Origin of the sequence: Bilifractor sp. LCP19S3_H10 (assembly GCF_052119185.1) — a bacterium.
Lineage (GTDB): Bacteria > Bacillota > Clostridia > Lachnospirales > Lachnospiraceae > Bilifractor.
Genome location: NZ_JBQKFT010000028.1, coordinates 1 through 20,913, shown reverse-complemented (window position 1 = coordinate 20,913; position 20,913 = coordinate 1). Strand labels below are relative to the sequence as shown.

The following is a 20,913-nucleotide window of genomic DNA, read 5'->3' as shown; positions in this document are numbered from 1 at the left end:
ATCCAATACAAAAATAAAATGCGCTTTTGTATCAACTAATAGTATTACACAAGGTGAGCAAGCCCCAATATTATGGCCTCTGTTACGTTCTGAAGGAATAGATATTTTTTTTGCATGGCGTACTTTTATTTGGGATAGCGAGGCAGATATTAAGGCGCATGTGCATTGCGTAATTATAGGTTTTAATATTGCACAAAATCGACAAAGGAAAAAACAACTTTTTATTACTTCATATAAAAAATCAGGAAACAGAATAATTGCAGAAGTTGAACATAGACTAGTTTCAGAAATAAATCCCTATTTAATCGATGCGCCTTTTGTGGTGGTTATTTCAAGAACAACTCCTTTGTGTAATGTTCCTAAAATGTCTTATGGAAGTATGCCAATTGATAATGGAGGATTCACCTTAAATGAAGATGATGTCAAGATAATCTTAAAAGAAAACCCTAACTGTCGTATGTACATCCGAAATTATATTGGCGGTGCAGAACTCATAAAGAACCAAAAACATTGGTGTTTATGGCTAGTCAATGCAAATCCATCTGAAATCAAAAAGTCACCAACAATCATGGGACGAATACACGATATTCGGGAATTTCGATTGAAAAGCAATCGACCCCAAACATTAAAAGCAGCTGAAACACCGTCATTGTTTGGCGAAATAAGACAGCCTGATTCAAGCATGCTTGTTTTTCCCAAAGTGTCTTCTCAGAGAAGAAGATATATACCTATAGCTTTTATGGATCCATTAACAATTGTGAGTGGAAGCGCCCTGATAATTCCAAAAGCTGATTTGTTTATGTTTGGTATTTTAACATCAAACGTACATAATTCTTGGATGAGAACGGTAGCTGGAAGATTAAAATCAGATTATCAGTACTCTGCAAGTAATGTATACAATACCTTTCCTTGGCCCACTCCATCTGATGACCAGAAGCAGAAAATTGAGCACACAGCTCAAGGTATTCTTGATGCGCGTGCTTTATATCCGGATTCATCTCTAGCAGATTTGTACGATCCACTCACCATGCCTCCGGAACTCCGCAAAGCACATACGAAGAACGATATTGCCGTAATGCAGGCATATGGATTCACCACGAAGATGTCAGAATCGGATTGTGTGGCGGCATTGATGAAAATGTATCAGGAACTCACGACAAGCCGCAAATGAGGATTTTGCAATGAAAATAGAATTCACAGAGCGAGAGGTAAGAGTTTTGTATAATGCTTTGTCGTACTGGTCATACGGTAAGAAACCGGAGGAACTGAGACTCTGGGATCCTGACAGAGATGATATCCGTGGCCTGTACCCATTCGAGGATGAGTATCTGGAATCTGCGATGGAGCAATTGGCCAATGCCCTGGATCCAGATAAATTCGCTATAAAGGAAGTGGATTTAACGAAACGCCAGGTTAAGATCATATACGGTGCTATGATAAATTGGTCGGCTATGGTGAAGCCTTGGGAATCGAAGAAAATTTGGGACCCAGACAGAAAGGAAATAAGGATTTTATATCCAGACGAAAAGAGGTTCTTAAAAAGTCTTATGATTAAAGTGCTGCAAGCTTCCGGGTACGATGATGATTGATTCCCTTCTGCTGCCTCCAAAATGCATATTAGCTGAGAGCTTTGATCTGCCAGGATAGCAGCGATCAAAGCTCTCCCTAAATCCTGTCGTCAAATCAGGATTTGGCGATAAGTATGGTATAGAAGAGCGGCCGATATCATCCAATGCATTATTTATGACCAGAAAATCACATAGCTGATATAGAGGTTTCACCGTGAAACTCTTCGCTAGTGAAGTAATGTGTCATCTATCCATTGACAGGTCATCGCGTCATTTCTTGATTTTTTTCATATTCTTTCATCTTTTCTACATTGATTTTCCCATCTGAAATTGTATTCCTGACCCAGTAATCCAGCGCACTGGTCACGGTCGACAATTTCTTCAGATCACTTCTTATTTTTACAAAATCCGGTATTTCATCATCCGAAATCGTGCCATCTTCAGTCATCTCTATCAGCCGGTTTTTGGCAGACTCTGCCTCATTCAGTGAGGAAAGTATTTTCAGGACAATATCGGAAAGCCCCATGATTTCAACTTCCGGAACGTACTCTTTTCCAATCGGACATTCGTGCGAGCAATAGTAATTGCATAATTCCGGATGTTTATAAGCCTTCGCCATTTCTATAACATCTGCCGGCTGCACGTCTGTTTCCCCATATTCCAGGCTTTCCAGCCTTCTTTCTGATATGGTGTCCATCTCATCAACTGCCCTGGCTCTTGTCATATTTGCTTCTTTCCTTAGTCTGTAGTAAATGTTCTTCTCCTGATCCACCTGCTGACTTCCCATTGTCTGATCCCCCTCACACGAATTTATGCTTCTCATTGTACCATCTTTTCCCGTATTTCTGGGAATTCTGATGCCTGATTTCACGGTCTCTGACGTATATTTCAAGCACCCCTGATCGTAATATAGAATCATCAAGAAAAAGAAATGCACCTTACAACAGAACACAAACCGCGCGGATCCGGAAATGAAATGATTGCCCTTCTGGGAAGTACGGACAGTCGCGTAATATATACCATCCAGGCAAATGCAGGTAGAAGGGAAGAAAATCAGCCTGCTAAACCTCCTTATAAGAATTTGTTTCAGCGGGAGCCTGGATGCAGCCCGCTGAACGATTAAGGAGGAGCATATGGATGTAAAAGAAAGGATTGAAACAATCATGTTTATAGATCTCATACATCAGAATCCCTCATTCTGCAAAGAAGCCGGGATATCTGATGTATCAAAATTTCGCAATGGCGACAGCGATCAGCCAGACATGCCACAAGTCATGCTGGTAACAGATACGAACCGGGAAGGAGGTGACGCAGAATGATCACTTTGATTGGCATTGTTCTATTAGGCACAATGATTGTTGGAGTTGTACAGCTGTTTGGATGGATGGTCTCGGCTGCGTTCCATCTGTTTCCATTTTTGGTGGAAATTGCTTTAGTAATCATGGTAATGATTGGGGCCGCATATCTGCTCAGCTGGATCGGGATCATTGGAGCCATAGCACTGATGGGAATTGGATGCATAGGAAGCTATAATAAACGTCTTTAACACATTAATAAAGGAGAATATAGAAATGGAAAATGGTCTGAAAGTTTTACTTGGAATTTTACTTGTATTGTATGTGATATCGCCGGTAGATTTAGCGCCTGGCCCGATCGATGACATTATTGTTATCATCATCGGAATCGCCGCCCAGAAATCGCTGACGGCGAAGAGAAACAGTTCTGATTATTAACGGATCGAAAGCTCAAAACGCCATGTAACCAGCAGAATATCTGCTTTGCTGGATCATACATGATAGATGCAGGAAATCAGCACGAAGGTTTTGAAATTTGAAAGGAGACAAGTTATGAATGATGAATGTGAAAACTGCGAACGGTCATTAAAAGGCGGAGTGTATGTATCAGCCTGGGAGGATGGGGATAATGAATATCCCTATGTCATTTGTCCATATTGTGGACACAAGAATATTCTTTATGTTGAGGATGACGATTAATATAGGAGGGATACAGTATGAGTGTGAGAAAAACACGTAGCGACTGCACCGTTGGAAGCTTTGAAAAGACGAGGGGTCTTCCGCATGGATGTATCACAAATCCGAATGGAAGAGATGCCCGAAGCGATAAAAAATTGGGTACTCTTAGAAAAGATTATGCAAAACGAGGCAGATAATAGGCAATAGATACGGGATGAGCGGCCAGCATTGGCCGCCATCTTTCTGTCTATCACGCTCTGAACCGTACGTTAAACTATGACTATACAAAAATTACAGCCTGCATTTTGGAGAATTTTCCGGATGGAAAGCCTAAGAAAATCAGATTAAAATGTACCATACGAAGGAGGTGAAGCATATGCTGAAGCGACTAAAGATTGCATGGGTCAAATATTTAAGAAGGACCAGAAGAATTAATGGAGTTGAGTACATACTTAGAATACATAAATTGCAGAATTCATAACGACCCGCATATTAAAGACTGAAATCCTCCCTGTATGTTTGTATAGCAGGGAGGATTATTTGAGTAAAGAGATGGCTGTAAACCAGTCGTCAAAGACCCATTTTGCGACAAAAAAGTCATATCCGGTGTTTGGGCTCAGGATGACGTTTACACCAGCCATCTTCATAGTCGCTAAGCACAGCATATGTAGATGCAATATCAATCACGGATCGTAATTTCTTCCACTCCGAATAATTCCACACATACACGTCGAAAATATCATTTCCTCTGCTTATAATACGCCATTTGATCCCATTTAATATGGATCGCCCAGTAAAGGTGTTGCCAATAATCTTCCAATCATAATAATATCCGTGCGCGGTTATGGTATGAATCTGTTCTTCAGAAAAGTGCATAGAATGGTCCTCCAGATATGAAAATAAAAGATAATGGATGAATGGCGAAATGCCAGAATTGCTCGGCTGCAGATCCGGATCGGGATCCGCAAGGCTATATTCAGAATATCAGATTCGAGATCTTCTGAAAAGACGGCATAGAAGTTATTTTTGTATTTCAAAATCGGTGACAAGGCGAAGCAAAATATTTTGTGTAATGTTATTAATATTAATTGATTAATATTAATTTTAGATTTAAAATGACATTACAAAAGAACTTCAGTGACAATATGTAGAGGAAGGAGCATAGATATGGCAAACTTCGCGGTTGCAGCGTCTCAGGAGACCATCGAAACAGCTAATAAAGTGATGGAAATGTACGCAATGGATGGAGATAAAAAAGAAGATACTCTTCTCCGGATACTGAACTTAGCAGCTAAAGAAGCTGTCAAAGGAACACATCCCCAACTTGGGGAGAAATTAAATGACATAGATACCACCATTACGACTTTGATTAAACAGATCGGGGGCATTGTTGCAGGCCAGGATTTTCAGATTGCAGATCTGAAAGACAGACTGGAGAAAGCCTTGGAAGAAAAACAGACGGTACTTGATAAAGCCAAGGCAGAAACAGAAGCGGCAAATGTTCTGGCAGAACAGGCCAGTAATGAAGCACAGATGGCAAAACAGGAAGCGGATGTTTCCATAAAGCAGGCTAATGAGGAGCGCGATCAAGCTCTACGTGAACGCGATGATGCAAGAATTATTGCTGAAGAAAAGACATCAAGCAACAATCTTCTTATGCGTCAGATGGCTACCCTAGAAGCTGATGCTGCCGCATATAAAAAGCTAAAAGAAGAATATTCCGCATTACAAGATCGTTACAATTCGCTGGTTGAAAAATCAAAAGACGATGCAAGAGCTGCATCAGATCAGTTAAAAGATGCACAGAGAGATCTGAAAGATGCAAAAATTCAATCTGAGCTTGCTATAGAGAAGGCAATCAGTGAAAGGGAACGCAAGATGAATGAGCAGCTAAGGAAGGCAGATAAAGAAAATGCTAAGCTTCAGGCGAAAATTGAAATGCTGGAGGATAGGGTCAGAGAATTATCTAATGCATAAATGAAAAGCAGGGAAATATTAGTCCCTGCTTTTTAAAATCTGGTTATTGCTGACTATTCTTGGGCGCCTTGCGAGGAATAAAATCAATTTCCAAATCGCAGTCTAATGCGTCAGCGATCGTTTTCAACTCATTTTCAGAAAAGTTGTCACGTTTTAGTTTGTTTCTGAGATTCGATGGACTCCAGCCACATTTTTCTGCGAGAGTTTTTTTATTCATGTTTTTATCAATCAGCATTTTTTGAATATCGTTAGCTTTCATATTAATCTCCTGTTCGTTAAATTACAAAGGAAATAAAAACAATAACATATAATATGCAATAATAAAATATTATAAAATATTATTTTTTATAATTTTTAATAAAATCGTCTACGTAAAAATCAAAGTAGTCGCTTATAAGTTTCGGCGCTGATTTTGGCATGGATTCAGCCCATTTTTTTAATTTATTGTTCGTTTCGGGACTTAATGTCAATGTCATCTGTACTCGTTTTCTTCCATTAGCGAGTTTTGGCCTACCTGGACCAGGCGAATCAGAAGAGCTTTTTGAAGCGGATGCTTTCTTTTTCTCCATTTTATTAGATGCAGATGGTATATTCGTACTCTCAGTTTTACTTTGCTGTGATTGCTGTTTGATTACTTCGGTGGCTGTCTCCGGCGCTCTATTTTCTTCTTCCGTGCGATCATGATTTGTGTGATCCATACGGGCCTTTAAAGCATCCAGAGCTCCAAGAGAAGCATTTGACTTCTTGTTTGCCATTTTATAATACCTCTAACAATTCCTGCACAAGAGCTGCGTAGTCCATAGCCCCATTCGAATTGCCCTTTGTTCGGAATAGACTTTTACATTCGGCAAGAGCTTTTTCAACATCCTGGCATGTTCGAATTGGTGTCTTAAACACATGGAATCCAAGCTCTTTTCCAAAAACAGGAAGTTGCTCTTTTAGAGCACGGTCCTGTGAATTGCGCTTATCGTAAATAGTAAGAAGGATGCCATAGATCTTGAGATTTTGATTTCCGTCATCTTTGATACTTTTTATTGTATCTAATAACTGATTCAGCCCGTCAATGGCAAATTTTTTGGGAAGCACAGGACAGATACAACCGTCCGCAGCATAAATTGCATTACGCATATATGCGCCAATATTAGGCGGAGTATCCATGACAACAAAGTCATATAGACCATCGACTTCTTTTAATGCGTTTTTTACAATGTTCGTTCCACCAATCTTAGTAGTATAGACTGCATCTTGATCAGCAAGCTTCGGATCTCCAGGGACAATGTCACCAAACGCTGTATGCTCGATACATTCGGAAAGGGAATTCTTTTTCTCCATAACATTAAGCAATGTTTTTTCACCAGGACGCCTAGAAATGCTTCCTTCATATACGGATGTACTGTTAGCCTGAGGGTCTAGATCAATAAATAAAACTTTATATCCAATGTACATAAGTGCATCTGCAATGTTTAATGCAGTTGTTGTTTTCCCAACGCCCCCCTTGGCATTAGTGATAGCAATTTTAGTTGCCATATAACCTCCAATCACACATAAATAACAATAGTTAATAATAAAATATTATAAAAAATAATAAGATATAATACTATATGATTCTTATTTATATTATATCATACTATATAATAAATTATAATAGTTTATAGTAAATAATCAAGTATTAAATTGAAAATATTCATCAAAAAGTGAATTTTCTGTTGATTACAAGATGAAACGGTGGTATGATTTGAAATGTGAAAAAGAGCAATAAAAAAACGCCGGTTGGCGCCAGCGTTTTTTTTAATAATAAATTAAGGCTTTTGGGATTTGGCGATCCCGAATAGCTTCAGGCATCTAGCACATGCCGTCCACAGGTAAGCTCTCAACCTTCTATACAGCCCTATTATAGGGCAGAATTGGGATTTTTGCAATCACAAGATGTTGGGGCCTATGCCAGTAAAAGACGATAAATAGAACTTTTGGAGTTCTGGTGCAGAAGAGATGTCTGTATCAGAACTCTTTTTTATCATCTAAAACGGCATAGGACAGCCTGGATCCGGGGAGGAAGAAGAGGCGCGTTGAAAATGAAATCGCGTAAAAAAAATTCTACCTGCATGGACTCTGGGTTTATCACAGATAAGACAGGTATTGATGACCGTTAGAGGGTGCCGTCGTGCCGCTATTTTTATCGGGTGATGCATGGTCAACCAGTGCAGCTGCTGAGACTAAAAAGTGTACGACCCCGATGTAAAAATATCGACTACGACGATTTCCATTCGATCGAAGTAGGTGTGACCGATCCTGTCGCCCAGCTGGCTGGAAGACCTTAAGCAAGCCTTCCTTCAAGGTTTAAAGTACCAAAACAGCTCGGGAGGGGGGTTCACGCGATGGAGATGATAATCCAGGGCTATCAAGGCAGATCCGAGGCCCTTGCAGCAGTGCAGCAGCGTGCCGGATAGTAATATTCGGGAGGATACGGATACCGTGCGGCTCCATACTGAGCCTGTCAAGTTATCCTTCTCCGACCTCTGCTATGTCAATTCGTGCAGATTTGGCATAGCAGGGGGGAGAGAAGCCGTTGGCCCTGCTCACCACCAAAGCCTATCCGTAGCTGGATTGGAAGTCAAGGCTAAAATATAGTGTTTTTAAGACAACGGCTTCGAGGGGGGGCTTATCTTAAGGATATCTAAAAGGTAAAGAGTAGCTAGGTACCCTTCGAAAGAGTACATGGTTTTTTGTTAATCTTGGTAGCAGTTAAGCTTGATAAGCTCCGCATACTTTCCTTTGCAATAAAGGATTAGTTTCTTTTCGGCAGGAAGGTCCCCGAAAACTTCAGGCGGGAAGACCTTTTCTGTTGTCTCCTGGACAGACCTTCCTGTTGTCACGGACTTGGCATGGGAGATGGAGTTGGATACCTTCAAAACCTTCTTAACACCGAAGGTATCGGAAAAGATCTTGCTGCTGTTAATATCGTTGCTTCCCAAGATAATCTGGTAGTTGCAGTTGCCAATAATAGATCGCACACCGGCGGGCTGGTAACGGTACTCCAGCTGGCTTAAATTCTGCTGAATAATAATAACTATTACTGATTTTGAACGTAAGGTACTCAAGCTGCTATTAATCATTTGATAGCTGAAAGTGAGCTGCGGGAATTCATCCAATAACATCAGAATTGGCCTGTTTTTGACTCCGGTAGAGCTGTCAGGGCGGCGGGTAAAGGCCATGCTGAAGGATTGGATCAGCAGTGTAAAGAGGGGCGCGTAGGCGTCTAGATGCTCCTGCTTAATCTGTAAATATACATCCGTACCAGATTCCAGGTCCCGAATGGAGACAGACGGCCCGTTCTTTGATAACAGCTCGTCCAGGATCGGATTAGAGAAGTGTACCAGTGCTGTTGTGAGGGCGTCGTATGCCCCGGAGACGTTCTTTTCGTTGTTTCCGTAGAATGAACTCAAAAGCTCTTTGGCAGGCTCACAATCGCTTCTTATGGCTTTCTTAACCCAGTCAAAAACATTTCCCTGCAGAATTTGGTGGACGACATCGGGAAATCCTGTATTGGGGTTTTCTGAGAGAATCAGAAATGCAATCCCTTGAAAGAGTTTTCTCGCGCGGGTTGAAAAGTAGTTGCCCTCATTTCCGCCCTCGTCCGGGATCAGAATGGTGGCCATGCTTTCCAAATACAGTTTCTGATCGGTCAGTTCCATCTTCTTCAGACCGTCAAACGGATCAAAATGGCAGCTGATCTGCATGGCATTTTTCGCATCCGGCGCGAACCGGATGATTTTTCTTTTTGTGTGCTTGCTGACGTAGTTATACAGATCGCCCTTGATATCAACAGCCAGAACGGACCCTTGAAATCTGCATGCGTTGATGATCGCAATTCCGGATGTCTTGCCGGATCCCGGGGGACCGAAGACGGAGATATTGCATTCGCTACTTGAAGGGATGCTGATAAGCCGGCCTTTTTTGTCAGTCCCGAAGATCAGGCCTTTAGTGCTCCTCCAGTCTGCTACCGGGAAATTATCAGTATTGAGTTTATGCGGTTCGGCATTTTTAAAATAATCGACCAGCTCCCCGAAAGTCCTCTGGTAGTGGCCGCGGTCGTAGCGATAGCTCCTACCGGTGCGGTAAAAATATGCCTTCTGCATGCAGTTTAATGTAAAAAAGAAGCCCCATCCTCCGTAAACAGCAATTGCGATTCCGATTTTGACCAGTTCATAAATGATGCTGACATTTCCTCTGTAATAATCCTGCAGAATGGAGATGATGCTGAACGTTGCATTCTGCAGAATGATGATCAAAATCAGAGCCATACTGTAAGGGATCAGTCGGTAATATTCTATGGTATACTTGACACCTTTTTTCTTGATCATACTTCTACCTCCTCGTCATTCTCTTTGGAAACAGAAGAATCTCCCCATCCGGACACGATATGACTGGTCGCCTTAGTTCCAAGGGACACAGCCTGGTTTGCCATACGCTCCACTTCCTGTGTTGCTTCCTCGCCAGCGTTTTTTCCTTTTCCGCTGGCCGCCTCTTCGCTGGCATGCTCTACCTCGTCCATCACTTTTTTGCCTGCCTTAACGGCTGTTTTTCCAGCTTCAATTGCGATTGTTGTTCCTGTGATTACCATATCTTTTCCTCCTCTATAGATAAATTTTGGGTTTGACTATCTCCCCATCCGGATTGCGATCCCCATCCAGTATCGAGCGATTTTTCCTGTTTCCTTTCCAGATCGGAAATCTTTGCTTTAGCTTCCGACAGTTCGTTTTCCTTTGCTTCATAGGATGCCTGCATATCTGCCAGTTTTTCCTTCAGTATACGGTTCTCATCTCTGGTCTTTTTGAGATCGTTATCCAGGCCTTGGATTTTTTCTTTTGATGCGCTGACGGCGGCATCTTTTTTTTCTTCAACGGCCAGGAGCTGCTGGTTTGCTGCCGAAAGATCAGACAGAGCAGAAGAGAGTTCTGCTTCCTTTTCCTGAAGCATTTTCTGGAAGTCTTTGAGTTGCTTTTCCTTCAAGATATTTGATGTAATGATCTGGGAAAGTTCTGCGATTGACAGTGAGTGATCCAGCTTGATTCCAGTCCGCGCTGTCAGCTCTTTCAGCTGCCCGACGGAGAGGGCAATGGCCTTTCCATCTCCGGTTTTTTTTCGGTAGACAGTGGCCTTAATTCCGCAGTCATCCAGATGCCTTTGCAATCCCGGATGAAGCTCCCGAAGCTTGGCCTTTTTGGTCAGCTGATCGGCGCACAATTTGAATTTATATCCGGCGTGTTTCGTATCCGGAACCCCGGGCACATACATGATATGCAGATGATCTTTGCTGATCATGCTTCCATCCGGTGCATAGTGCTTTTCATCAGTGTGCACTTGCGCTACAAAAACGCATTTTTCGCCCATCGGAAGAGTGGACACGAAGTAGCTGTAGCTCTCCTGAAAAAAGGCTTTTTTTTGTTCCTGCGGACAGTCTGACGGGCATTGGATTACGCACTCGCAGGCATGAACTAAATTTTTTCTCTTGTAATGGAAGATTTCTTTCTCCAATTCCTTCCTATACTGGTTCACTTCTGCGGCTGTTTTTCCGCGATCGATCAGGCTGTAATTGTTCTTTGTGAGATCAGGATTAATGCTTTCATTTCCATAGCTTTTTTCATTCGGAAGTTCCCTTAAATCGTGCCGGATGTGATAGGCTACTTCGCTGCCCTGGAATTTTGTTATTTCCATAATTGCGCCTCTGCTTTTGTGCGGTATAGGCCATCTGCTGAGAGCGTCTCTGCTGCCCATGCATCCGGTCAAAGGTCGTCTGCCGGACCCGCTTTGCGTGCCGGCATGCTCCCAATGACCTAGTTGCATGGTGCTCCAAAGGTCGCCGGAAAAGGCACGCGGAAGCGCGTCTTTTCAAGGCTTCCAATGGAGCTGGCAGCGCCGCCGATCTGCGCATCTGCCCTATACAAATTAGGGAATCATAGATTCCCCTGCGGACTGCGTCCTTGCCCTACGGGTAATTTGTTCTCAACAGGGAGGGAGCGCCCCTCCCTGAGCGAAGCCTTACCTACCCCGCCGCCTGCGCATCAGGCTCCGCCGCCTCACTTCGATCACCTCTTCTGAGCTGCCGCTCAGAAGGATGTCTCGTGAAGCTCCGGAACCCTCGCGTCAGGCGGTCAGGACGGTGCCCGTCCTACGGCAAAAAATGCTCTCCTGCCGGGTCGCATTTTTTTCCTACCTCAGCATGCAATCTTTACGCCATCCAGGCGTTCAGATTGCATAGGGGCTCTGCCCCTCCGATGCGGAAATTCCTTCGGAAATTTCCACATCTACCCCGTCTGCCGCCGGTACTTCTTCGGCTTCATCGGAAGTGCTTTTTCTGCTTTCAGCGATCAGTTTATCGATGCTTTTTTTGTCCATACCGAAGAGAGCTTTCAACAACTTGTCAATGCTTTTTTCGTAGGTTTTGATCTCTTCATTTTTGCTGGCGAGATCAGTTTCCAGCGCGGAAATCTGCTCCGCAATCGAAAGAGTTTTTTTAGCCATTTTTGGTTTCCTCCATTTAAAGATGGCCGGAAAACCTGGCAGAAAAATGCCAGATAGTCCGGCAGTTTCTGTGATAAAAATATGGAAAAAATGATTGAAATGAAATTGGAAATAGATATGAGAATCAAAGATGATATAATAAGGTTTGCGGTCGATATTATCATCTCTGATGGTCGTATCGCGGAGCTGCAGATGTTACCAGCATCGGCAGCTCTTTTTCTAATTCGTCCGCGTCATTTTGCCATCGGTTCTACTTCTGTTTTTAGTATAGACTTGGGATCCTCCTGAAAGATATACTCAAAATATTTTTCGATATCAGCTGTGAGACGGTTCCAAATATGAGCAGATTTGTCAGCACTACAATTAGTGCAGACTATCTTTTCTGCATCCGTGATCAGTCTTTCTGGTACTTTAAAAATCTTATTGCAATTTTGAAATTCCGGCATGATGAAGTTGACCAAGGTTTCTTTTGTAAACGGCAAAACATAAGCCAGGGAAAGAACTACGGTAGTGTTTGTTGTATCCTTCAACGAATACAGATAAAGCATATGGTTTTTTCTGACAAAGACGTAACGAAAACCATCGGATTTTCCAATGTTTTTGGTTGTAACCAGTCCATCTCCGTTATTCAGGATCTCAATCAAATTGATAATATCTATATCGTTAATGCGGATCAGCTTTTCCGTAAAATCTCTAAGAGTATAAGAATGTAGATCTTCGTATCGGAGAGGATGCATATGCAGTATTTCTCCCAGAGTCAGGTTCCCATATTTATCTTCGAATTTTTCCAAATGATCTTCTGCTCCAGCAACAATTTTTTGAAAATCTTCCGCGGATATATTGGCAAACTGAGGAGATGCTTTTTTGATGGCTTCCAGTGCCTTCGGATCGGAAGCAACCTTCCGAAGATCAGAAATATTAAAATTTTTCATATAGAGATTCGTCCTTATTTTATTTGGTTATTCTAATTATTGCTCCATATGGTGGCTCATAATTTCTGACCGAAAAATAAACCGGATCCCCTTCTACCGGAATATTGAAAAAACCGATTTTGGGAGAGGCGAGATACTTTTCCGCGTTAAGAAGCGGACCATATGATCCATTTTCTCTTTGTGGCTGTACGATGTCTTTTTCCATGTCTGCGAATGTCGGAATCTTCTTTCTGCAGAGATCTGTAATGCTGCGGATGAAATCTTTGCTGTAGTCTTTTCCATACTTTGAATTCGTAAAGAAAACGGCATGAGGGATATTGTATCGGTCACCGTTCTGGACTTCGACTACGCCAGCATATTGACATTTTTTTGGATCAGCATTATCGAGTATCAGCCAGTTATTAGGGATAAGCAGCGTACCATTTTTCAGCTGAATTGCATGCATGCTTCCTGCGGATTCAAATGCTTCATCTTTTTGGAAAAAGAACGCCAAATTCCGGTAAGACGCGGCAGATTGTTTCCACTCTTCCTGCTGAAAACCGGAGCTTTCCTTTGCCATCGATACGGCTTCCTGGGCTCTGGATGCGCAGAATTTGAAGAGAGAGTGGCGGACGCTGTCAGGCAGATCCAGAAACTGCTGAATAAGAAACAGAATATATCGTCCATTCGTGGTTCCAGCATCTCGGGAGGCTTTCTCAAGCAGATCGTACTGTTCAGCTGACATGTCTAGAGACATACGCTTTCGCTTTTCCATTTACAATTCTCCTCACACTTCAATTACTATATACATAACTGTATACTTAACTATTCAGTTTGTCAAGCGAGTTATTTACGGATTTTTCAGCAGTGACTTTTACCTTTATTCCAATACCATTCCTACCACCCTTCCTCTCGGCAAGCTGCCGCGAACCAAGAGCGTACGCGGTCAGCAAAGACGCCTTGTTCCCTCCCGCCTTCCCAGCTCCCAGGCGGGAAAAGTTTGACAAAAAGTCCATGGCTGAATGAACTCTATTATCTCCTTTTCCTACTGGCATCCTGTTTAATCCATGCCTGCTTCCGTTTTCAAAATTCTTAATAATGCTTGTTGAGGAGACACCTTAGTACACGGCTGCTTGGATTTGCAAGGACGGAAAAATTTATCCGTTCCAAAAAGCGTCACGAATAAATTTTTCTCGGCGAGTGCCCTGCGGGCATCCTTGCAAAGCAGCATCCGCGCACTTAGGTGCTCAGTGTCAACAAGCAAAAAATCTTAAGAACCTTGAAAACTGAATAAAGCGGCTACGGATTCAGACAATGATGACAGGAGGATAAGAAAGATGACGATCGAAATCACATCAGCAACAATCATATCTCGATACAGAATTGAGATAACAGCAATCGACTGCTCGGAGGAAAATCTCCAGAAGATGGAGAGACTCAGAGAAGACAATTTTGAGAAAGAAATATACTACGTTTTTGATAAAACAGCTAATCCAAAAGCTTTATATGCAGCCAGAAATTGGCTTCAAAAGCAAAGCGCGACAGCAAAAGCTGGAAGCTGGGCAGACGCGCTGAATTCAATCGTAGGCATCGTGACAGACAGCTACGGCATCGGTAAGTACCGGGTGGTTGAGTAATCAGCCATCCGGATTTTTATATCCAAAAATAATTTTTCACAGGGCAGAATAGCCCGGAAAGGAGACAGTTATGTCTACAGAAGTAACATCCTTAAATTCTTTCATGGTATCCAGTAATCCGATGAAGTTAAAAAAGCAGATACTGGCATTTGTACAGCCGGTGCTTTCCAACTCAGTCAAAGAGCTTTCTTATCTTCAGTCCGGACGCATCGTCCGCAGGTGGAACAATCTCACTGTTACTTTCTCAGTTCCGTTGGATCAGGCAGATGCGGATCCTCAGGCTTCATTGGTGATAACGAAAAATCTACTGATCACATCCGGAATATCAGAAGATGAGCTTTACGAAGCTGCAATTCAGAACATTGATTCCGTCTGCACAATCAGGACGATGTCCGATACGCTTTCAGATCTGGGCGGTGTGGCAGTTGACGATGTACCGCCTATCTACGTCATCTCGAATAAATCGCGTGTCAGAGGCGCATCGATGATCCTTTCGGATCGGGTTCTGGATGAGCTGCATGAAAAATTAGGTAATCGATTTGCAATCTTACCCTCGTCAATTCATGAAGTGCTTGCTACCCCGGTTCAGAAAGGAGATGAAGCATATACAAGAGAATTGTTAAATATGGTCTGTGAAATCAATTCGACCCAGGTTGCGATGGAAGATCGTCTGGCAGACTGTGTATATATCGTAAATGGTAATGATATAGCTGTAATTCAGTAAAAACATTCAACCCAGGGGCATAACGCCTCTGGGGTTTTTTTATAAGAAGGGAGATCCTCGTTATGGATAATGCAACAATCATTTTGCATGAGCGACTGAAATTAATGAAAGAAGGAAAAATCGGGTCTACCGGTCGGATCCTCGAATTTACAGCAGAAGATGGTACAACAAAAAAGATCCCGGAACCGGAGCCTCTGTTGACATATGACGTTTGGAAACATAACGGATTCATCGTCAAGAGAGGAGAGCATGCCGCCGCAGTGATAGAGATCTGGATGCCGCGTCGAAAGAAAACATCCGATAAAAAGAAAACCGCAGAGAAGACGGATGATTCCTCAGCATCTACGGATAAAACAGAGATCAGCCCTGAAAAACAGGGCTTTTATAAAAAACGTGCATTTTTCTTTCGGATGTGTCAGGTGGAAAAACAGAATACTGGGGAGGGCAAACGATGAAGATAACAACTTATACCATGTATATGGATGAAGATAAACATCCGTATCTCGTCCAAGAGGCTAATCACGAATATACAGAAGAGCAGTTTAACAGCCCTCAAAAGATTTCCGAGATGCTAAATGCAGTTTTTCGCATGAAAGATTTGTCAGAGGAGTATGTATATATGATTTGCTTTGATAACAGGTACGTCCCAACTGCTGTTTTTGAACTGTCTCATGGATCGGCCACTATGTCGTTGGTCGGAATAAGAGAAGTCTTTCAGCGAGCGGTGTTATCAGGGGCGTTGTCCTTTGCCATTGCGCATAACCATCCATCTGGATGGGTTTTCCCGTCGGATGAAGATATATCCATCTTTGGAAAGCTAAGAGAAGCCGGAGATCTCATGGGGATCCCGCTGACTGATTTTATGATCATCGGACGGTGTGGATACTATTCCTTCAGAAATGAAGGACACTACAGCAACTGATCCTATCAAAAGCCTGTAATTGAAATTACAATTACGGGCTTTTCCTGTCTTATCTAGGAAAATATTTTTTAAAAATCAACCATTTTATTTATGAGAGATCTTATTCCGCCATTTTATTGGCGGTGAGAATTGACCATTAATAGCTGGGGAACCGCATAAACACAGCATTTTTGTTAAGAACGGAAAATAAAAACTGCTGGTTTTTAAGCTATTAACAAACATGAATTAAATGGGAGATTAGCTATATGCCAAGAAAAAGCAGACAGGAGTATCAGGAGACATTGCAGTACGTAAAAGAATCGTTTACTGCAGGTGTATCATACTGGGGAATAGATAAGGTTACAGTCGGATGTATAGGCATTAGAAGTGTGGATGTAGAACAGCTTATGAAGAAAAACCAAGATCTGCCAGATACACAGTGCAAGGTAACAGCAGGACCTGAAGATCATTCTATACTCAGCGGTATTGCATCAATCCGGATATGTCAGCATGGTTATGCTTTGTATGCAGGAAGAAGTGCAGTTAGTACATATGCCATTATTGATCTTGTATCTGATGAGAAAGTTAATGTCAGAACACAAAGTGTAGAAGCTATAATGGAACATCTGAACAGAGTTAAAGATAGTGTAGTACATAAATTTTCTATCGATCTCATTATTGATGAAGCAATTATAAGATCGATAGAGATAGCTTACACGACAATAAGCGATATGATACCGATATGGTCAAGGTATTTGGTTATGAAAGGCTTCTACAGAAGAGGAAAGAGTATGGGATTTGACAAACCTTCCAAGACAATAGCCTCTGACACATATGGAGACGGAGTATCGTCGATTCTTGTTAAAAATAAGAGAGCTGTAAAAACGGGGTTATCGTATGTGTTTTATGATAAAACAAGGGAGATGATTGACAAGAAAGAGATCCTTGAATTTCCTGCACCAGATTCAAGGATATACAGATTTGAAGCAAAGATCTCAGGATCAGATGTCAAAAAGTATCTTAGAACAAATAAATTGAAGGAAATTGCAGATACAAATATTTTGGACTATGTATATCTGCTGATTAATAACATGGCAGATGCTTATAGAAGGCAGTTTTTAACGTCTGTATCTGCGGCGAAGCGCCGTTTGCGGAAGTCTTCTCATAAACAGGAGCAGATGTTAAGAAGTCATACGGCTGTTCTGAAAGAGGTTGTAGACATTGAAGGCGATGTGATTAAAGCTGAAGAACTGCCAATCATTGACCAAGAATCATTTTTATATTGTTCAGTAGGGAAAGATCATGGCACAAGACTCATATGGAAATATATTGATAATATAGCAGGATCTTATCTGACAGAAATGTATGGATGGATAGTGGAAGACGTTATTAATGACATGCTTGATGCATATTATTACAACAGGGTAGAAGGACTTGGATGCCATCCTGGAAGTGCAGATGATGATATAAACATAAATCATTTTTGTTATAACAATGTTGATCAGAATAAAATGAGGGAGTACTTCAGATATCTCATCCGAAAGAACAAACCTAGATATACATATATGGTAAATATTGTAAACACTCCAATAGTATCATAACTTAAAAGATATGAGTCGGATATGCTCATGATGATGAGACTTCCCGGTTGGTATATGCAAATCTTATTATCATATGTATGAAAATGACATTGCAAACACAAAAAGAGACTGATGCAAGTTCGGGTGCACCTGCCGAAGCAGGTGGAGTCCAGAAGGTATCGCATTAGTCTCTTTCGATGACACGTTCAAACCAGTGGCGAGTAGCGATAAGGCCCCTCTCCTTTACGTCCTGGACGGACTGGAATCCAACGCGTTATCTTATAATCAGAAGATAGCACAGAGTGAAAAAAATATCAATAATTGTCAAAGTAGGGTATGCTGCAAGGCATACCTATTTTGATGCGGATTTTTGCAAGAATAGAGTTTCAAAACAGAGATTTCTACATATCGCAGGTCGTGTCATCGTATACAAATTTTTTTGCAACAGCTGGTGAAAAGCCGAAGAAAAAGTTATATAATAGACGTAACGGTTATATATACATTATTTCCGCGTGTATTAGAGATGGTGTAGAAGCAAAATAACGTTATAATATAAACGGTTGTCTATTTTATAACTATTTTGGAGGCGTTTATGAATCTTACCTACGGATATTGTCGAATCTCAACAGCAAAACAGAACATAGACAGACAGGAACGGAATATCCTCCGAGCATATCCGAACGCAAAGATCATCCGGGAGGTCTATACAGGAACGACAACGGACCGTCCGGAATTCGATAAGCTGCTGAAGCGGATCCGGCCCGGCGATACCATTATCTTTGATTCTGTGTCCCGTATGTCCAGGAATGCGGAAGAAGGGTATGAGCTGTACGAGAAGCTTTACAATGAAGATGTCAATCTGATCTTCCTGAAAGAGCCGACGATCAATACCGATACATATCGGCAGGCATTGAGGACAGCAGTTCCGATGACCGGAACAGCTGTAGACAAGATCCTTTCCGGCGTGAACGAATTCCTGAAGGAGCTGGAGAAGAATCAAATCCGTGTTGCGTTTGACCAGGCACAGAAGGAGATTGATGATCTGCACCAGAGAACCCGGGAGGGCATTGAGACTGCCCGTAGGAACGGGAAACAGATCGGAAGGCCCATTGGTGCAACCGTAACGGTGAAAAAGGCTGCCAAGATCAAAGATCAGATCCGCAAGTACTCTAAGGATTTTGACGGCACGCTGAAAGATACGGAAGTTATGAAACTGATTGGCAATGTGTCAAGAGTGACGTACTATAAATATAAAAAGGAACTTCGCAACTATATTGAAACGACGAAGGCGAGTTAATCCTAAGAGAGAATATTGTGTGCCGGCAGTAAGGCCATACACAGAACGGAGCATATTATGACAGATGCAGAGCAGCGCGAAGCCGCAAGACAATTTGTAAATAGATGGAGAAATGGTGGCGATGAAAAACAGGATTGTCATTCCTACTGGATCCAGCTTCTCCAAAATGTTCTCGGTGTAAATGATGTTACTGACTATATCCAATTTGAAAAACCAGTGAAATTGCCGGAAGGTGATGGAAAAATCCATACCAGATACATAGACGGATATATTCCAGCCGTAAAAGCCCTGATCGAGCAAAAAGGGTCTGTGCATCCTCTTGATGAGAAAGAGCATCAGTCTGGCGGAGAAATGCTGACGCCATATGAACAGGCTAAGCGTTATAATGACAATCTCCCTTTGTCAGAGAAGGCCAGATGGATTGTCACTTGTAATTTCCTGAATATCTGGATTTATGATATGGAAGCATCTGTCCCCGAACCAACCAAGGTTGACTTGCTTGATTTGCAGACCAAATATGCTCTTCTTGATTTTTTGGTGAAAAAGGATGTTAAAGAGATCTCACATGAGATGGAGATTTCTATAAAGGCCGGAGATATCGTAGGCAAGCTATATGATGCATTAATCAAGCAATATAAAGATCCTACGAATGAACATTCTTTAAAAAGTCTGAATGCATTGTGCGTACGTCTTGTTTTTTGCCTGTATGCGGAAGATGCCGGAATCTTTGGCGCACGGGCGATGTTCCATGATTATCTCCAGAGCTTCCGGACCGAGAGAATGAGAAATGCGTTAATTGATCTATTCCGCGTACTGGATCAAAAGCCGGAGGATAGAGATCCCTATCTTGAGCCGGAGCTTGCTGCATTTCCATATGTCAACGGTGGTCTTTTCAGAGATGAAAACATTGAAATTCCAATGTTTACGGATGAGATCCGCGAACTACTTCTCAGAGAAGCAAGCGAGAACTTCGACTGGTCTGACATCAGCCCGACCATCTTCGGGGCGGTATTTGAATCAACGCTGAATCCGGAAACACGCCGCTCCGGTGGAATGCATTACACCTCCATTGAGAATATTCACAAGGTGATAGATCCTTTATTTTTGGATGATCTAAAGAAAGAACTGTCCGACATAGAACAGATGACCGTTACCAGAACCAGAAAGCAGCATTTGGAAAATTTCCAGAAGAAGCTTGCGTCTCTCGAATTTTTGGATCCCGCAGCCGGAAGTGGAAACTTCCTCACGGAAACGTATCTTTCGCTCAGGCGTCTGGAAAACCAGACAATCCGTGACCTGCAGGGTGGGCAAATGGTTATTGGTGAGGTGATGAATCCTATCCAGGTCTCTATCAGCCAGTTTCACGGTATTGAAATTAATGATTTCGCAGTCACGGTTGCAAAGACAGCCCTTTGGATCGCTGAGAGCCAGATGATGAAGGAGACCGAAAGCATCCTGTATAATCAACATCTAGAATTTCTCCCTTTGAAAACAAATGCGAATATCGTTGAAGGAAATGCTCTTCGAATTGACTGGAATGATGTAATTCCGGCAGACAAGCTAGACTATATTATGGGAAACCCACCTTTTGTCGGAAAGAAGGAACAAACAAAAACACAGAAAGAAGAAGTGTTTGATACCTTTAATCATAACAAAGGCGTTGGTGTACTCGATTATGTTTCGTGTTGGTATATGAAATCAGCACAATTTATATCCAATACAAAAATAAAATGCGCTTTTGTATCAACTAATAGTATTACACAAGGTGAGCAAGCCCCAATATTATGGCCTCTGTTACGTTCTGAAGGAATAGATATTTTTTT

Annotated in this window: 26 protein-coding genes; 15 read left to right on the top strand and 11 right to left on the bottom strand. The window is 42.0% G+C overall.

From position 1 onward, the window contains the following. Together ACTQZS_RS14205 and ACTQZS_RS14200 are read left to right on the top strand one after the other, a co-directional pair. Positions 1-1,171, top strand: a 1,171-nt coding sequence (locus tag ACTQZS_RS14205) for a type IIL restriction-modification enzyme MmeI (protein ID WP_441476390.1), incomplete at its 5' end; no start/stop codon positions are given. Between the two features lie 10 nt (positions 1,172-1,181). Continuing rightward, complete coding sequence (locus tag ACTQZS_RS14200) at positions 1,182-1,589, top strand: hypothetical protein (protein ID WP_441476389.1); 408 nt, start codon at positions 1,182-1,184, stop codon at positions 1,587-1,589. A 241-nt stretch (positions 1,590-1,830) separates the two neighbouring features. Here ACTQZS_RS14200 and ACTQZS_RS14195 read toward each other — a convergent pair whose 3' ends face one another. Continuing rightward, entirely contained in the window at positions 1,831-2,355 is a 525-nt protein-coding gene (locus tag ACTQZS_RS14195; RefSeq protein ID WP_441476388.1) for a helix-turn-helix domain-containing protein, read from the bottom strand. Positions 2,356-2,701: 346 nt separating this feature from the next. Between ACTQZS_RS14195 and ACTQZS_RS14190 the strand changes: the two genes are divergently transcribed. The 6 genes from ACTQZS_RS14190 to ACTQZS_RS14165 all read left to right on the top strand — a co-directional run bounded on the left by ACTQZS_RS14190 (position 2,702) and on the right by ACTQZS_RS14165 (position 5,518). Then, the gene (locus tag ACTQZS_RS14190) at positions 2,702-2,887 is read left to right on the top strand and encodes a hypothetical protein (protein WP_441476387.1); all 186 of its coding nucleotides are present in this window, start codon (positions 2,702-2,704) and stop codon (positions 2,885-2,887) included. Further along, complete coding sequence (locus ACTQZS_RS14185; protein ID WP_441476386.1) at positions 2,884-3,114, top strand: hypothetical protein; 231 nt, start codon at positions 2,884-2,886, stop codon at positions 3,112-3,114. The genes ACTQZS_RS14190 and ACTQZS_RS14185 overlap by 4 nt, the downstream gene beginning before the upstream one ends. 25 nt (positions 3,115-3,139) lie before the next feature. Further along, positions 3,140-3,301, top strand: a complete 162-nt coding sequence (locus ACTQZS_RS14180) for a hypothetical protein (protein ID WP_441476385.1) — start codon at positions 3,140-3,142, stop codon at positions 3,299-3,301. 114 nt (positions 3,302-3,415) lie between these two features. Continuing rightward, the gene (locus ACTQZS_RS14175) at positions 3,416-3,562 is read left to right on the top strand and encodes a hypothetical protein (protein ID WP_441476384.1); all 147 of its coding nucleotides are present in this window, start codon (positions 3,416-3,418) and stop codon (positions 3,560-3,562) included. A gap of 17 nt (positions 3,563-3,579) precedes the next feature. Further along, positions 3,580-3,738, top strand: a complete 159-nt coding sequence (locus tag ACTQZS_RS14170) for a hypothetical protein (protein ID WP_441476383.1) — start codon at positions 3,580-3,582, stop codon at positions 3,736-3,738. A gap of 970 nt (positions 3,739-4,708) precedes the next feature. Beyond that, entirely contained in the window at positions 4,709-5,518 is an 810-nt protein-coding gene (locus tag ACTQZS_RS14165) for a hypothetical protein (protein WP_441476382.1), read from the top strand. 43 nt (positions 5,519-5,561) lie between these two features. Here ACTQZS_RS14165 and ACTQZS_RS14160 read toward each other — a convergent pair whose 3' ends face one another. The 10 genes from ACTQZS_RS14160 to ACTQZS_RS14115 form a co-directional block, all read right to left on the bottom strand. Beyond that, positions 5,562-5,777, bottom strand: coding sequence for a helix-turn-helix domain-containing protein (locus ACTQZS_RS14160; protein ID WP_441476381.1), 216 nt, complete (start codon positions 5,775-5,777; stop codon positions 5,562-5,564). 79 nt (positions 5,778-5,856) lie between these two features. Then, on the bottom strand, positions 5,857-6,273 hold the full coding sequence (locus ACTQZS_RS14155; protein WP_441476380.1) for a hypothetical protein: 417 nt from the start codon (positions 6,271-6,273) through the stop codon (positions 5,857-5,859). A 1-nt stretch (position 6,274) separates the two neighbouring features. Continuing rightward, positions 6,275-7,045: a ParA family protein gene (locus ACTQZS_RS14150; protein WP_441476379.1), complete on the bottom strand. Its 771-nt coding sequence runs from the start codon at positions 7,043-7,045 to the stop codon at positions 6,275-6,277. A 1,199-nt stretch (positions 7,046-8,244) separates the two neighbouring features. After that, a complete protein-coding gene (locus ACTQZS_RS14145; RefSeq protein ID WP_441476378.1) occupies positions 8,245-9,879 on the bottom strand; it encodes a type IV secretory system conjugative DNA transfer family protein in 1,635 nt (544 codons plus the stop codon). Next, the gene (locus ACTQZS_RS14140; RefSeq protein WP_441476377.1) at positions 9,876-10,139 is read right to left on the bottom strand and encodes a hypothetical protein; all 264 of its coding nucleotides are present in this window, start codon (positions 10,137-10,139) and stop codon (positions 9,876-9,878) included. Before ACTQZS_RS14140 ends, ACTQZS_RS14145 begins: the two co-directional genes overlap by 4 nt. Beyond that, on the bottom strand, positions 10,133-11,233 hold the full coding sequence (locus ACTQZS_RS14135; RefSeq protein WP_441476376.1) for a hypothetical protein: 1,101 nt from the start codon (positions 11,231-11,233) through the stop codon (positions 10,133-10,135). The genes ACTQZS_RS14140 and ACTQZS_RS14135 overlap by 7 nt, the downstream gene beginning before the upstream one ends. A gap of 531 nt (positions 11,234-11,764) precedes the next feature. Then, positions 11,765-12,040, bottom strand: a complete 276-nt coding sequence (locus tag ACTQZS_RS14130; protein ID WP_441476375.1) for a hypothetical protein — start codon at positions 12,038-12,040, stop codon at positions 11,765-11,767. Between the two features lie 233 nt (positions 12,041-12,273). After that, positions 12,274-12,972 (bottom strand): hypothetical protein, encoded by a 699-nt coding sequence (locus ACTQZS_RS14125; RefSeq protein ID WP_441476374.1) that lies wholly within the window; start codon positions 12,970-12,972, stop codon positions 12,274-12,276. A gap of 19 nt (positions 12,973-12,991) precedes the next feature. Next, complete coding sequence (locus tag ACTQZS_RS14120) at positions 12,992-13,726, bottom strand: hypothetical protein (RefSeq protein WP_441476373.1); 735 nt, start codon at positions 13,724-13,726, stop codon at positions 12,992-12,994. 46 nt (positions 13,727-13,772) lie between these two features. Beyond that, a complete protein-coding gene (locus ACTQZS_RS14115; protein WP_441476372.1) occupies positions 13,773-14,006 on the bottom strand; it encodes a hypothetical protein in 234 nt (77 codons plus the stop codon). Positions 14,007-14,288: 282 nt separating this feature from the next. On the opposite strand from ACTQZS_RS14115, the gene ACTQZS_RS14110 reads away from it, so the two are divergent. The 7 genes from ACTQZS_RS14110 to ACTQZS_RS14080 form a co-directional block, all read left to right on the top strand. Further along, positions 14,289-14,588 (top strand): hypothetical protein, encoded by a 300-nt coding sequence (locus tag ACTQZS_RS14110; RefSeq protein WP_441476371.1) that lies wholly within the window; start codon positions 14,289-14,291, stop codon positions 14,586-14,588. 70 nt (positions 14,589-14,658) lie between these two features. Next, a complete protein-coding gene (locus tag ACTQZS_RS14105) occupies positions 14,659-15,312 on the top strand; it encodes a DUF5688 family protein (RefSeq protein WP_441476370.1) in 654 nt (217 codons plus the stop codon). 62 nt (positions 15,313-15,374) lie between these two features. After that, positions 15,375-15,767, top strand: coding sequence for a hypothetical protein (locus ACTQZS_RS14100; protein ID WP_441476369.1), 393 nt, complete (start codon positions 15,375-15,377; stop codon positions 15,765-15,767). Continuing rightward, complete coding sequence (locus ACTQZS_RS14095; RefSeq protein ID WP_441476368.1) at positions 15,764-16,234, top strand: JAB domain-containing protein; 471 nt, start codon at positions 15,764-15,766, stop codon at positions 16,232-16,234. Before ACTQZS_RS14100 ends, ACTQZS_RS14095 begins: the two co-directional genes overlap by 4 nt. Positions 16,235-16,479: 245 nt before the next feature. Further along, complete coding sequence (locus ACTQZS_RS14090) at positions 16,480-17,814, top strand: hypothetical protein (protein ID WP_441476367.1); 1,335 nt, start codon at positions 16,480-16,482, stop codon at positions 17,812-17,814. A 571-nt stretch (positions 17,815-18,385) separates the two neighbouring features. Beyond that, on the top strand, positions 18,386-19,090 hold the full coding sequence (locus tag ACTQZS_RS14085; protein ID WP_441476366.1) for a recombinase family protein: 705 nt from the start codon (positions 18,386-18,388) through the stop codon (positions 19,088-19,090). Positions 19,091-19,147: 57 nt separating this feature from the next. Then, a partial coding sequence (locus ACTQZS_RS14080; protein WP_441476365.1) for a DNA methyltransferase occupies positions 19,148-20,913 on the top strand: 1,766 nt, incomplete at its 3' end.

Bases quoted from the DNA above. Each gene is read 5' to 3' on its own strand.
- ACTQZS_RS14200 (WP_441476389.1), top strand. From the start codon at position 1,182: ATGAAAATAGAATTCACAGAGCGAGAGGTAAGAGTTTTGTATAATGCT.
- ACTQZS_RS14195 (WP_441476388.1), bottom strand. From the start codon at position 2,355: ATGGGAAGTCAGCAGGTGGATCAGGAGAAGAACATTTACTACAGACTA.
- ACTQZS_RS14190 (WP_441476387.1), top strand. From the start codon at position 2,702: ATGGATGTAAAAGAAAGGATTGAAACAATCATGTTTATAGATCTCATA.
- ACTQZS_RS14185 (WP_441476386.1), top strand. From the start codon at position 2,884: ATGATCACTTTGATTGGCATTGTTCTATTAGGCACAATGATTGTTGGA.
- ACTQZS_RS14180 (WP_441476385.1), top strand. From the start codon at position 3,140: ATGGAAAATGGTCTGAAAGTTTTACTTGGAATTTTACTTGTATTGTAT.
- ACTQZS_RS14175 (WP_441476384.1), top strand. From the start codon at position 3,416: ATGAATGATGAATGTGAAAACTGCGAACGGTCATTAAAAGGCGGAGTG.
- ACTQZS_RS14170 (WP_441476383.1), top strand. From the start codon at position 3,580: ATGAGTGTGAGAAAAACACGTAGCGACTGCACCGTTGGAAGCTTTGAA.
- ACTQZS_RS14165 (WP_441476382.1), top strand. From the start codon at position 4,709: ATGGCAAACTTCGCGGTTGCAGCGTCTCAGGAGACCATCGAAACAGCT.
- ACTQZS_RS14160 (WP_441476381.1), bottom strand. From the start codon at position 5,777: ATGAAAGCTAACGATATTCAAAAAATGCTGATTGATAAAAACATGAAT.
- ACTQZS_RS14155 (WP_441476380.1), bottom strand. From the start codon at position 6,273: ATGGCAAACAAGAAGTCAAATGCTTCTCTTGGAGCTCTGGATGCTTTA.
- ACTQZS_RS14150 (WP_441476379.1), bottom strand. From the start codon at position 7,045: ATGGCAACTAAAATTGCTATCACTAATGCCAAGGGGGGCGTTGGGAAA.
- ACTQZS_RS14145 (WP_441476378.1), bottom strand. From the start codon at position 9,879: ATGATCAAGAAAAAAGGTGTCAAGTATACCATAGAATATTACCGACTG.
- ACTQZS_RS14140 (WP_441476377.1), bottom strand. From the start codon at position 10,139: ATGGTAATCACAGGAACAACAATCGCAATTGAAGCTGGAAAAACAGCC.
- ACTQZS_RS14135 (WP_441476376.1), bottom strand. From the start codon at position 11,233: ATGGAAATAACAAAATTCCAGGGCAGCGAAGTAGCCTATCACATCCGG.
- ACTQZS_RS14130 (WP_441476375.1), bottom strand. From the start codon at position 12,040: ATGGCTAAAAAAACTCTTTCGATTGCGGAGCAGATTTCCGCGCTGGAA.
- ACTQZS_RS14125 (WP_441476374.1), bottom strand. From the start codon at position 12,972: ATGAAAAATTTTAATATTTCTGATCTTCGGAAGGTTGCTTCCGATCCG.
- ACTQZS_RS14120 (WP_441476373.1), bottom strand. From the start codon at position 13,726: ATGGAAAAGCGAAAGCGTATGTCTCTAGACATGTCAGCTGAACAGTAC.
- ACTQZS_RS14115 (WP_441476372.1), bottom strand. From the start codon at position 14,006: ATGCCAGTAGGAAAAGGAGATAATAGAGTTCATTCAGCCATGGACTTT.
- ACTQZS_RS14110 (WP_441476371.1), top strand. From the start codon at position 14,289: ATGACGATCGAAATCACATCAGCAACAATCATATCTCGATACAGAATT.
- ACTQZS_RS14105 (WP_441476370.1), top strand. From the start codon at position 14,659: ATGTCTACAGAAGTAACATCCTTAAATTCTTTCATGGTATCCAGTAAT.
- ACTQZS_RS14100 (WP_441476369.1), top strand. From the start codon at position 15,375: ATGGATAATGCAACAATCATTTTGCATGAGCGACTGAAATTAATGAAA.
- ACTQZS_RS14095 (WP_441476368.1), top strand. From the start codon at position 15,764: ATGAAGATAACAACTTATACCATGTATATGGATGAAGATAAACATCCG.
- ACTQZS_RS14090 (WP_441476367.1), top strand. From the start codon at position 16,480: ATGCCAAGAAAAAGCAGACAGGAGTATCAGGAGACATTGCAGTACGTA.
- ACTQZS_RS14085 (WP_441476366.1), top strand. From the start codon at position 18,386: ATGAATCTTACCTACGGATATTGTCGAATCTCAACAGCAAAACAGAAC.